Source organism: Phaeobacter sp. S60, assembly GCF_000826845.1.
Classification (GTDB): Bacteria; Pseudomonadota; Alphaproteobacteria; order Rhodobacterales; family Rhodobacteraceae; genus Phaeobacter; species Phaeobacter piscinae.
On record NZ_JSWJ01000033.1, the window covers coordinates 1 to 12,303 of the forward strand.

The window sequence follows — 12,303 nt, forward strand, 5'->3', positions numbered from 1 at the left end:
TTAATTAGGGTACAGTGACAGTATGTTTGGCAAAATCGATGCGAAACATTTCATCGCCGTAAGAGATCAGCGTTCCTTCGTGCGCGTAACCTTCGGCGTGCAGACGGTCGGCGCACCCGGCCTCTTCCATCAATCCCACAAGGCCCTGTTCCAGAACGCCCGCCCGGATGCGGCCCAAAACGTAGTCACGGGTCTTGTGTTCCAACACAACGCTGTCGATGCCGCGCGCCTGCAATAGCTGTGCCAGCAACAACCCTGACGGCCCCCCGCCAATAATCGCAACTTGTGTTTTCACCACGCCCCCTGTCTGCCGTTGGGGTCAGTCTGATGCAGCAAGCGCATTATGTAAAATGTGAAAAATCTTTTTCCGGTAAGGGGGTGTTTTGTATGAACCCCTGACGGATTACGGGCGTGTGGCCAGAAAATGCACAATCGCCGGGATTGCTGCGTCCATGTCTGTGCTGGCGGAAAATTCCTCGGGCCTGTGACTGACGCCATTCAAACAGCGGACAAACAACATTGATATCGGGCAGAGATCCGCCATCGCTGACGCGCCATGGGTCGGCCCCGAGGGCAGGTGCGGTGTCGGAAATTCAAGCTGCCTTACCGATTTTTCGAGCGCCGCAACCAGGTCGGCATCGCAAAGGACCGCTGGCTGTTCATAGGTCTGCGTCATCACAAAATCGACGTTCCGCGCTGTTGCTGCTTTTTGTGCGATGGACCGTGCGGTTCCTGCAAAATCCCGACGCGCTTGATCATGGATCGACCGGATTTCAAGCGTCAGCTCGACTTGTCGCGGGATCGCATTTACGACATTTGGCCTAAGCGACAGGTCGCCAACGGTCGCCCGAAAATCCGAAGTCCCGCCAGCAGTGTCAAAGATCTCGGAAATGAAATCGGAGGCCGCAACGAGGGCATCCTGCCGTGCATTCATCGGAACGGTGCCAGCATGACCGGTTTCGCCCGTGAAGACCAGGGTGTTGCGTTGGATCCCGCAGATTCCAGTCACAATCCCAAGCGGCGCATCTTCGATTTCAAGGACAGTTCCCTGCTCGATGTGCAGCTCCACCCATCACCGCCAGAACGCCGCATAATCAAACCAAACAGATGAGCCAAACTCTCTCTTAGTTTACGCAGCCATTGGTTCCAAAAAAAACCCACGACGGACACTGGCCACCGGCTTTGGGGAACATGAGATGTCAATACGGCTCTGTAGCAAAATCAAAGACGCGCGGCCTTGGTTTCCTCGTATCCCTGATATGTCTCAATTCTAGGTGCCTCTATAGTTTTTAAATAACCCCTGCTGTATCGAGTTTTTGCTATCCTTATCCCGTCCCTAAAGGACAACAGTATTCCGGTAGTGACGCCGATAGTAGGACGGATCAAATAAGACATGCGGAGGACTTTGCGGCAAAACCGCGTGCAGGTCCTCCGCAGCGATCCGCGAAAAATCTAACCTTGTTCACCCCCCACAAAGATGGCCGTCTCTGGCTCGGCGTTTTGGCAAACAATCGCGCGGTACATACCGGAAGTATTGAACGGCGTAACCGGTCGACCCTTTTGTGCAATGGCAATAACACCCCCTCGGCCGCCAGCCTTTGGCAAATCACCCATGATGACAGCCGTTGTGGCCTCTTCAAGGGATTGGTGCGCGTAAAGCATTCTGGCAGCGATGTCATGCGCCACGGCAAGGCGAATGAAATACTCACCATGTCCAGTACCCGACACCGCACAGCTGCGGTCATCAGCCCAAGTTCCCGCGCCAAACATCGGCGCGTCACCAACCCGGCCTGGGCGTTTGTTGGTCATCCCGCCGGTCGATGTGGCCGCCGCAAGGTGGCCCGCCGCATCGCGCGCGACAGCCCCAACTGTGCCGGTCTTAAATTCGGTTTCATCCGCATGGTCCAACACAACTTTCTGCGCCACCTTGGCACGCGCTAATTGTTCGCGGCGATAAGGTGTGTCGAAATAATCTGCGCTCATTTCGGGCATCCCCATTTCGCGCGCAAATTTTTCGGCCCCTTGGCCGCTTAAAGCAACATAATCAGTCTGGTCCTTGACCTGCCGTGCCAGCGAGATTGGGTTGGCAACCGTCGACGTGCCTGTCACAGCACCTGCCGATCGGTCCGCCCCATTCATGATGGCCGCATCGTGCTCGAACGTGCCGTCTGATGCCAACACCGCCCCACGTCCGGCGTTGAACAATGGATTGTCCTCAAGCGCGCGCACCGCGGCCTCAACCGCATCTTGCGCCGCGCCACCGGCAGCGAGGATGGCACTGCCAGCCGCCGCGCATTCACGCAGGGCGGCATGATATGTGGCCTCTTTCTCGGGTGTCATATCTTTGCGGTTCATCGTACCAGCACCGCCATGCAGCGCCAAAGCCCAACCTTCGCTCATTATACTCACTCCTGTTTTTCTTAGTCATCTACGTTTCCAAAAGCAAAATCCATTCCGGCAGCATCCATGCGTTCTCGCAATGTCGGAAGTCGGCCTCCGTCATACCCCGTGTGGCTCTCGGCATGGAGCATGGCATTCAATATCGCCTCTTCGGTTGCTTCAACCGCCGCGTGGAAAAACGGGTTGATCACAGTTTCCGATAACCTTGGCACAATGCTCTGTTCCTCATCGGCCTCCGCAACGGTGTGGGCGGTGGTAAACGCAAGCGCCACATCGCCGCTGCCATGGCCGACAAAGCTGCCCAGACGTCCAAGCGCGGGAGCCCCGCGACGGGCCAGTCGGGCCAGTTGGCGGGTTTCAAACGGTGCGTCGGTTGCAATGATAATGATGATTGAGCCACGTTCCTGTACGGGCGGCGGGGCTGGCTGGCGCGGCACCGGATCAAGCCGCTGACCAAAGATCCGCATCTCGCCGGGTTGGCCGAAATTCGACAGGACAAACACGCCAACATTGTAGGATGTTGCGGATGAAAGAGTGACTATGCGCGAGGCGGTTCCAACCCCGCCGGCCATTGCGAATGTGCGCATTCCGGTGCCGGCACCAACGGTGCCTTGGGCAAATTCTTCTGAAGCGGCGGCGATGGCCTGTGTGGCGGTTTCCTCAGTGACAGACAGCGTCTGGATGTCGTTGACTGTGCCATCGTTGCATTCAAAGACCAGCGGATTCACCGTTGCGGCATCGCGACCTATTGTTGGGTTGGCCTTGATCGCGGCACGGATCAGGGTGGTGGCGCAGGCCGGAACACCGAATGTGTTGGTCAGCAATATTGGGGTTTCAATCTGCCCCAGTTCCACCTGTTGCATCAGGCCGACACTTTTGCCAAACCCGTTAATCACCGCAGAACCAGCCGGAACTTTGTCGGTAAAAAGATTGCCGGAATGCGGCAAAATTGCTGTGACCCCGGTTCGGGCACCGCCTTCAACTACCGTCGCATGGCCGACGCGAACGCCCGGAACATCTGCAATTGAATTTCTTTGGCCGGTTGGCAAAGCCCACCAAGCATCAGCTTCTTTGATACGCACTTCGATGACCCTTATTTCGTTTCGTCAAGCTTTGGGTCTAACGCGTCACGTAACCCGTCGCCAAAAACATTAAAACACATTACGGTCAGAAAAATCGCGAACCCTGGGAAAAAGGTCAGATGCCATTTACCTGCCATAAGATATTCGCGCCCTGCCGAAAGCATCGCGCCCCATTCGGGCACCGACGGTTCAACCCCAAGGCCGATAAAACTGAGCGATGCTGCCGTCAGAATTGAGGTGCCTACCCGCATGGTAAAATAGACAATCACCGCCCCCAGTATGCCCGGCAGGATATGCCGAAACATGATGATACGGTCAGGTGCTCCGGCTGCGCGGGCCGCTTCAACATAGGTGCTTTCTTTTAGCCCCAACGTGCCACCTCGAACAATCCGGGCAAATGCAGGCACTGAAAATATCGCGACCGCGATAATGACATTCAGTATGCCAGGCCCAAGAATAGCGATGATGCCAATGGCCAGCAGAATGCCCGGAAAGGCAAACAATACATCCGCGATCCGCATCGTCACCGCATCAATCCAGCCCCCGTAATACCCGGCGAACAGCCCAAATGTCACACCGATCACGGCGCCGATCGTGACCGACGAGCTACCGATCAACAACGACAGTTTGGCACCAAACATCAGGCGGGCAAGAACGTCGCGCCCAAATTCATCGGTCCCTGCCCAATGCAAAAAGCTCGGCTCTTTCAAGGTATTGGCGTAATCGAAAGCATCCGGTGTGAAGGGCAGAAAAATCGGGGCGGCAAAGGCGAACACGAACAGCAATCCAAGCAGCCCACCGGCAAAAAGCGCCAAGCGTCGCGCCTTTAGGCGTCGCCAGAACTCTGACAGCGGTGAGCGCATCTTGGTGTCTTTTACGAGAGCATTCTGTGCAGTGTCATTGGTGAGAGTTGTCATTGGTTCTGCCTATTTGTAGCGAATAGCGGGATTGATGAAGCCATAGAGAATGTCGACGAGCAGGTTAATCAGCAGGAACTGCAACGAGAACAACATCAGCTCCGCTTGAATGACCGCGAAATCCCGAAATTGTATCGCCTCGACCAAAACAGAGCCAAGACCAGGCCAGCGAAACACGCGCTCAACAACGATCGAACCACCAATGAGGAAGCCAAATTGCAGGCCGATCATCGTGACAACCGGGATCAGCGCATTTCTGAGCGCGTGTTTCCAGATCACGATGCGTTCAACCAGACCCTTGGCGCGGGCCGTGCGGATATAATCCTCGCGGACCACTTCAATCACCGCCGAGCGGGTGAAGCGGGCCATCACGGCGGCAACTCCAGAACCAAGCGTGAGTGAGGGAAGAATAAGGTCGCTGGCGCTGTTAAATCCCGAAGTGCCGGCCCAACCAAGTTTAAGCGAAAAGAATTGCATAAGCAGAAGTCCAAGCCAAAAGTTGGGCATGGAAATGCCCGAAACGGCGGCAATCATTCCGATGTGGTCGGCGGCTTTACCAGAGTGGACGGCGGATATCACACCGACAAACAGGCCAAAAATAACAGACCACCCCAAGGCGCAAATGGCCAACAAAAACGTCGGCCCAGCCGCGCGTGCAAGCATGTCATAGACTGACTCGCCAGTGCGCAGCGAATTTCCAAGGTCCAGTGTGACCGTGTTTTTCACAAAGGTGAAATATTGTATCAACAAAGGCTCGTCGAGCTTTAGCGCGCGGCGCACCGCCTCGACATCTGCCATTGTCGCCTGCTCACCCGCGATCATGCGCGCCGGATCGCCCGGTATCGCGTGAACGAACAGGAAGACAAAAATCGAGATCATCCAGAGAACTGGCAACATGGCCAGAAGCCGGCGGATCAGGTACAGATGCATTTTCTTCTCCAGCGGATTGATAGATACGGCCCGGCGACACTTCGCCGCCGGGGCGCAGGTTTATCAGATCTTATTCAAAACCTGCGTTGGCATAGGCGAACGTGCCATCGGGCATCGGAAAGACGCCGGACAGATCGGCCCGCGCACCGGCCAATTTGTTTTCAGCCGCCAGCCAAATCACTGGCCGATCCTCCCAGATCAGTTTTTGTGCACCAGCATAGGCCGCCGCGCGCACATCATCATCTGCCGAGTTCAGGCCACTGGCGATAAAGGCGTCAACCTTTGGGTTCGAATAGAAGGCCATGTTATAGATGTTGGGAATGATGCCTTCGGTCGAATAAACCGGACGCAGATGCCAGTCTGCATCACCGGTTGAGGGCGACCAACCGCCCAGAGCCAAACCAAAAGTAGCGGTTTCTCCGGTGACGTCATTGCCAAAGAAGCGCGCCGAACGCGCCGCGGCTTCCATTGGGTTGATCTTTACCTTGACGTTGATCTGCCCAAGCTGTTGCTGCAAAAATTGCAGGGTACGGGTTTCATCCGAGGAGTTGCGCCCCGCAGCTTCGATCGAGAAACCGTCCGCATAACCAGCCTCTGCCATCAACGCCTTCGCCTTTTCAAGGTCAAAGGGGTATGCTTCTTGTGCCGAATAATATGCGGTATTGGCCGCAATAGGCGACGTAGGCACAACACCGTGTCCGGCAAATACCACCTGAATAAAGGCGTTCTTATCAACGGCCAAATTAAAGGCTTCGCGGACCCGCGGATCCTGAAACGGCTTCATCGCCATGTTCATCGACGCTGTGCGCACTGTGATGCCTGGCACTTCAAGAATGTCGAATTGTTCATCCGCTTCAACCGTTTCGAACAATTCTGGCGGCAATGGAAAGACGAATTGCGCCTCATCGGCTTTTAGCATGGCGATTGAGGTGGCGGTTTCCTTGACTGTCAGAAAGTTCACCCCGTCAACTTTGGGCAGACCAGCTTCCCAATAGTTGGGATTTGCCACCACCGAGTAACGCTCGCCCGGCACCCATTCATTGAAAACAAAGGGGCCGGTGCCGACGGGGTGTTTACTCACATCGCCGCCGTCTTCGGCCAGCGATTTTGGTGAATGCATAACGATTGAGGGGTGCGCGAGCGTGGCCAGCATAGCGCCAAACGGCTCTTTCAAGGTCAGGCGAAAGGTGTTTTCATCCACCACCTCTGTTTTTGCGACAACGCGCATCATCGAGTTACGCTTGAGGTTGTTGGACTGGTCGGCCAAACGATCAATATTGACCTTCGCTGCGGCGGCATCAAAGGCGGTGCCATCGTGGAATGTCACACCTTGACGCAGTTTGAATGTGAAAACCGTGGCGTTATCGTTGACGGTCCAGCTTTCGGCCAACATCGGCACCATCTTCATGTCTTTGTCAAAGCCGATCAGGCGCTGCATGACGCCATTCGAAATAGACGCGACGGCGTTTGCGGTGCTGTTGTGCGGATCAAGCGTCTCCAATGTTGAATCTATGGTGATGGTCAACGTTTCGGCATTCGCCTGCGTTGCCAAAAGCGGCAACACCGTAAGTGCCATCGTGGCACCCAAGGTCATGCTTTTAAAAAACTTCATCTTCTCTCTCCTTGCTGTTGTGTGGTCGAATTTTTGTGCGGGTGATTATGTTAGCGGCGCCGACCCTGCCTCTTATTCCAGCGCAACCTGATGTCCTTGGCCAAGATCACGATAGGTCAGAATATGTGGAGGATTATTGATGCCGCGGATCGGGCTTGGGATTTCCCCAGTGATCTGCGCGCGGTCTTTGTTGCGTTGCATAGGGTCGGGTATCGGCGCGGCAGCCATCAAGCGCTGCGTGTAGCTGTGTTTGGGGTTCTCAAACACCTGCCGCCGTGTTCCGCGCTCAACGATTTGACCCAGAAACATAACGCCGACCCGGTGTGAGATACGTTCAACCACCGCCATGTCGTGACTGATAAACAGATATGACAGCCCAAATTTCTGCTGGAGTTCCATCATCAGGTTAATGACCTGTGCCTGTATCGATACATCCAGCGCCGACACCGCTTCGTCGGCGATGATCAGTTTTGGGTTGGTTGATAGGGCGCGGGCGATGGCGACCCGTTGGCGCTGGCCACCCGAAAACGCATGTGGATATCGGCGGGCGTGGTCGGCACTAAGCCCGACTTGCTCCAACAGCCAAACCGCACGATCAAAGGCATTCTTGCGGGTCTCCAACTTGTGCAAAAGCATGGGTTCGCAAATCGAAAACCCAACCGTCAAGCGCGGGTTCAACGACGCATAAGGGTCCTGAAAGATGAACTGGATTTCACGCCGCAATCGCATGAGGGATTCTTTGTCAAAGTCATTTATGACCTGGCCGTCGAACCGCATTTCATCGAAATGAGAGTTCACGAGACGCAGCAGCGAGCGTCCGGTTGTGGATTTACCGCAGCCAGATTCACCGACGATGCCCAGCGTTTCACTTGGCCAGATGTCAAGGTCGAGCTTTTCCACCGCATGGACGCGTTTGCGGACCCGCCCCAATAGGCCCTCAGGAAGGTCGAAGCGGGTCGTCAAACCCCGCACCGACAGCACGGGCTCGGCATCATAGTCCACGACTGGGACCGCAATCGCCTTGCTTTCTGCAGGCTCCGTTTCCGTGGTGGATACTTTAGAAAACGGTGCCGGATGGTCGGTTCCGTTCATCGCGCCCAGCCGTGGCACCGCCGTCAACAGTGCTTTGGTATAGGGGTGCTGGGGCGCAGAGAATACATCCTCCACCGCCCCCTCTTCGACCTTTTCACCGTGGTACATAACAACGACCCTGTCGGCCACTTCGGCGACCACCCCCATGTCATGGGTGATGAATAGAACGGCCATGCCGGTCCTGTCTTGCAACTCACGTATCAGGCGTAAAATCTGGGCTTGGATAGTCACATCGAGGGCCGTAGTTGGTTCATCCGCGATCAAAAGTTGAGGCCTGCAGGACAGCGCCAGCGCAATCATAACACGTTGGCGCATGCCCCCAGACAACTGATGAGGGTAGCGGGCCATGATGCTTGCGGCGTCAGGAATACGCACCGTTTCAAGCATCTCAAGCGCTATTGCACGGGCATCGGCAACTGAATGCTTTTGGTGGGTAACGATGGCCTCGACAATCTGATCGCCAATCCGAAACACTGGATTAAGCGAGGTCATCGGTTCTTGAAAAATCATCGCAATGTCATTGCCGCGCATCTCGCGGGCCGCAGAATCGCCAAGGGCCGCGATATCACAGATCTCATTATTGCGCTGTCGAAACAGGATTTCGCCGCTATCAATAGATCCGCCGCCAAACTCGACCAACCGCATCAATGATAAGGCCGTCACTGATTTACCAGAACCGGATTCACCAACGACGGCGACTGTCTCTCCGGGGGCAACATTCAGATCTATGCCGCGCACCGCCTGAACCGTGCCATTGGCAAATGAGACCTTCAAGTCCTTGATATTGAGCAACAAATCTTGCGCGCCCAATTCGCTTTCGTTCGACATGTCTTCCTCCCCGAGAGACGATCACGATGCAGGAAGCGCCGGTCAGTCCCTTCTGGGCGTCTTACAGGGCCATTTTATTATGGCCTCTATTCAAAACGCTTTTTTTTGGATAGGGCGCATTTTGCACCATAGCAAAAGCCTTTTTGGAATACCCTATTCCGAAACCGCATAACCCCCGGAACCTAGAGGCCAAGCCCCTATGCGATATCTGCATAACTTCGCTTGTCATGAGATTGGGCGCATGGTTAGCTTATCAATATTGCAAAAAAAATGGCTTCGTTATGGACACCAAATGGCTCGAAGACTTTCTGTCGCTCACCAAGACCGGAAGCTTTTCCCGTTCTTCGCAAGAGCGAAACGTGACCCAACCTGCGTTCAGTCGTCGCATTCGTGCCTTGGAAAATTGGTTGGGTGTTGCGCTTTTTGACCGGCGCACTTATCCGGCGGCGCTGACGCCCGCTGGCCAAATATTTCGTCAAAGTGCCGAAAACATTCTTGATGAACTTAATCAGTCGCGGGCTTTGTTTCGGGAAACGCTTTTAAACCGGCGCTCGGACTTGCATATCGCTGCGGCCTCGACACTTAACTTCCATTTCATCCCCCAATGGCTGCGGTCCCTAGAGGCCGAAACCGGGCGTTTGACGACCCATGTTGTTACGCGGAACTTTCACGATATGGTTGATCAGCTGGTGCAGGGCGAAATTGATCTGGTGCTACAATACGCCCATGCAGATGTACCGATCCTGTTTGAAACTCGTCAGTTTGACCAATTCACGCTTGCCAGCGACCCCATGGTGCTCGTTTCGGGGGTTGATCCGAAAAACGGTCAGGCTCTTTATGATCCGAGCCGTGGCGATGGAGTCTCAATTCCCTATATGGGCTACTCCAGCGATGGATATTTTGCCGAGGTCGAGAAGCTTGTGTTTGAACAAAATGCCGCCGCGAAGGTCGGTTTTACGCGCTTGAATGAAAGCCCGACCTCGGAGGTTTTGAAATACATGGCGATGGAAACCGGCGCCCTTGCCCTTGTGCCAGAAAGCTGCGCGCGCAGTGAAATTAGCCAAGGGCAATTGCGTGTTGTTGGTGGTGAGGCCTGGTCAACGCCACTTAGTGTTCATATCTACCGTACCCACAGCGGAACCCGCCCGCTTGTTGCCAAAGTCTGGGATGCTCTCAGCCAAACCGGTCAGATTTGACGCAAAGCACCTTAGGCCATAACAGCCGAAGACATCAGCGCCAGAGCAGCCAGCGTTCCAATAATATCTTTGTGCGACTGGACGGTGAACCGAATGTCGCGCGGTCCGGTGCGGGTGATAGACGGCAGTAGGACGGCGGCATCGGCCTGCATTTGATGCATCAGCTGAACGTCTACGATGAATGGGGCTTGGCAGGGTGCCACCGGTTTCGCAGCCGGTGACGCATTGATAGCTTTACTGACCTCGGCCTCGATCAAACGGCAGGACGCATCCGGTGACAGACTGTCAGAGGCCGCTGCGCCGATGCAGGTTTTAACGGTGATTGTCGCCGCCTCTGGGAACTGCTGTTTCACATGCTGCTCAAGGCGGTCATCGCCACTGACAGCCAGCAAAGGCACGCCGATTTCAGCCGCATAACCGCCAAAAAGCGTGGGCTCGCCGGCCAAGATACCATTGACCTCAATCCTGTGAAACGCGGCCCCGCTGATGGTATGCGACAACACCCCATAGTCATCTGCAGCCGCGTGGTGGCCAATGAGAATGACCCCTGCGTGGTCTGGTGTCACGCCATCGACCATGGTCAGTGGCCTTGGCTTGCCCGCGATCAACCGTGCCCGCGGGTCCAGATCTTCGGCGATGATATTGCGCATCGGCCCGTGTGAATCCGCAACGGTCACCGTCGTGGCCCCGCCTGCGATGGCTCCACGGATGGCAGCACTTGCTTCATTCGTCATCAGGCGGCGTGCCCGCTCATATTCGGCATTTCCCGGCGTGCCCTGAAGGCCCGCGTTGACGCCAGCAACACCTTCAATATCCGCCACAATAAGTATCTTCATCTCATTTCCCTTTGTCTTGAATAAAATGAACAGGGCCTCTGCCCGTCTTGTTGCCGCACGATCTGTGCTAAATTGCGCGCCTCCGGATACCCTCAATGTATTTCTGTCGCAGCTGCTTGCTGACCGGACCGGGCTTTGCATCGCCGATCTGTTTGCCATCGATGCTGACAACCGGCGTGACAAGACCCGAGGAGGATGTCGAAAATGCCTCCGCGGCCTCCAACGCTTCGGTGACCAGAAAAGGGCGTTCCTCAAAGTCTAGGCCCAGATCCGCCAGGGTGTCCATAACAGCCTTGCGGGTAATGCCGTGCAGGATGTCATTGTTCGTCTCATGAGTGATTATTTTACCTTCGGCAGAGACGATATAGGCGTTGTTGGATGAGCCTTCAGTCACATAACCGTCGCGTTGAAACCATACATCGTCAGCCCCTTGGGCCTTGCCGCGCGTCTTGGCCAACGACGGGTACAAAAGTTGTACAGTTTTGATATCGCAGCGCTCCCAGCGTTGATCCTCGACGGTCAAAACGTTCAGCCCGCGCGTCGCAGCGGGTGCGTCCATCAGAGATTTTTTCTGGGTGAACAACACCACCGTATTGGGCACGGAGGCATCCGGGAATATAAAATCGCGATCGGCCGCGCCGCGTGTGACTTCCAGATAAACCAAACCTTCGTCAATATCGTTCAGTTTGACCAGTTCGCGGTGTGCCGCCAGTAAATCAGCATCGGTCATCGCCAAGCTCATGTCGATTTCACCAAGGGAACGGCGTAACCGCGTCATGTGGCCCTGATAATCAACAAGCTTGCGGTCAATGACATAGGTCACTTCATAAACCGCATCGCCGAACAAAAAACCGCGATCAAAAACAGAAATTTTTGCTTTTGTTTCAGGCATATATGCGCCATTTATATAGACTTGTCTCATGTGTTACACATCCCTAGTGACGTTGTGCTCATGGCCATTTTCTATAAAAATACAGCCAGCCAGCAGCTTATAGGTTCAGCGGCTGGTTTCGGTTTTTCAGGGCAGGAACACTCACAAATGATGCGGTGATTTAGCCGGATATCTCAGTCATTCTATTAGGTTAATGTTATCTATTTGCATAATGCCTGTTTCTCATGGCCTATGCAGAACACACATAAAAATTGAAGGTGCCCGGAAAAATTCAGAGAGCGCGCTTAGATGTATTGACCTGCCTGCTGTGCGCCCCAAGGTATCCCCGTTTAAGGCTAGATTTTCTGCACATTGATCACACAGACGGGCTGGATGCGTCTGGTAATTTCATCAGCGATGCTGGGACTTTGTTCGCGATTGCGCTGTGCGGTCGTTCTTCGTTGTAGTCTCTGCGCCAAGCCTCCAACTATCCGGCGGTATCTTCAAGCCCCCATAACAACCGTGTCGGAGCTTGAGGT

The 12,303-nt window shown here is 54.9% G+C and carries 10 protein-coding genes and 2 pseudogenes; 1 reads left to right on the forward strand and 11 read right to left on the reverse strand.

Annotated features, from left to right (window positions below; all coding sequences use genetic code 11):
* Nucleotides 1-19 precede the first annotated feature (19 nt).
* The 8 genes and pseudogenes from OO25_RS21345 to OO25_RS21380 form a co-directional block, all read right to left on the reverse strand.
* A pseudogene (locus tag OO25_RS21345) lies at nt 20-295 on the reverse strand (FAD-dependent monooxygenase); the annotation flags it as partial.
* 108 nt (nt 296-403) lie between these two features.
* Nucleotides 404-1,069: a M20/M25/M40 family metallo-hydrolase gene (locus tag OO25_RS21350; RefSeq protein ID WP_052465755.1), complete on the reverse strand. Its 666-nt coding sequence runs from the start codon at nt 1,067-1,069 to the stop codon at nt 404-406.
* Nucleotides 1,070-1,452: 383 nt separating this feature from the next.
* Complete coding sequence (locus tag OO25_RS21355; RefSeq protein ID WP_040182784.1) at nt 1,453-2,400, reverse strand: isoaspartyl peptidase/L-asparaginase family protein; 948 nt, start codon at nt 2,398-2,400, stop codon at nt 1,453-1,455.
* A gap of 20 nt (nt 2,401-2,420) precedes the next feature.
* Nucleotides 2,421-3,482 (reverse strand): P1 family peptidase, encoded by a 1,062-nt coding sequence (locus OO25_RS21360; protein ID WP_040182786.1) that lies wholly within the window; start codon nt 3,480-3,482, stop codon nt 2,421-2,423.
* Nucleotides 3,483-3,493: 11 nt separating this feature from the next.
* Complete coding sequence (locus OO25_RS21365) at nt 3,494-4,399, reverse strand: ABC transporter permease subunit (protein WP_040182788.1); 906 nt, start codon at nt 4,397-4,399, stop codon at nt 3,494-3,496.
* A gap of 9 nt (nt 4,400-4,408) precedes the next feature.
* A complete protein-coding gene (locus tag OO25_RS21370) occupies nt 4,409-5,329 on the reverse strand; it encodes an ABC transporter permease subunit (protein WP_040182790.1) in 921 nt (306 codons plus the stop codon).
* 70 nt (nt 5,330-5,399) lie between these two features.
* Entirely contained in the window at nt 5,400-6,941 is a 1,542-nt protein-coding gene (locus tag OO25_RS21375; RefSeq protein ID WP_052465756.1) for an ABC transporter substrate-binding protein, read from the reverse strand.
* A 72-nt stretch (nt 6,942-7,013) separates the two neighbouring features.
* Entirely contained in the window at nt 7,014-8,861 is a 1,848-nt protein-coding gene (locus OO25_RS21380) for an ABC transporter ATP-binding protein (RefSeq protein WP_040182792.1), read from the reverse strand.
* Nucleotides 8,862-9,142: 281 nt separating this feature from the next.
* On the opposite strand from OO25_RS21380, the gene OO25_RS21385 reads away from it, so the two are divergent.
* On the forward strand, nt 9,143-10,057 hold the full coding sequence (locus OO25_RS21385) for a LysR family transcriptional regulator (RefSeq protein WP_052465757.1): 915 nt from the start codon (nt 9,143-9,145) through the stop codon (nt 10,055-10,057).
* An 11-nt stretch (nt 10,058-10,068) separates the two neighbouring features.
* Here OO25_RS21385 and OO25_RS21390 read toward each other — a convergent pair whose 3' ends face one another.
* The 3 genes and pseudogenes from OO25_RS21390 to OO25_RS22695 all read right to left on the reverse strand — a co-directional run.
* The gene (locus tag OO25_RS21390; protein ID WP_040182793.1) at nt 10,069-10,893 is read right to left on the reverse strand and encodes a M55 family metallopeptidase; all 825 of its coding nucleotides are present in this window, start codon (nt 10,891-10,893) and stop codon (nt 10,069-10,071) included.
* Between the two features lie 67 nt (nt 10,894-10,960).
* Nucleotides 10,961-11,815: a D-amino-acid transaminase gene (locus OO25_RS21395; RefSeq protein WP_040182795.1), complete on the reverse strand. Its 855-nt coding sequence runs from the start codon at nt 11,813-11,815 to the stop codon at nt 10,961-10,963.
* 325 nt (nt 11,816-12,140) lie between these two features.
* Nucleotides 12,141-12,251 (reverse strand): annotated as a pseudogene (locus OO25_RS22695) (integrase core domain-containing protein); the annotation flags it as partial.
* Between the last annotated feature and the right edge of the window lie 52 nt (nt 12,252-12,303).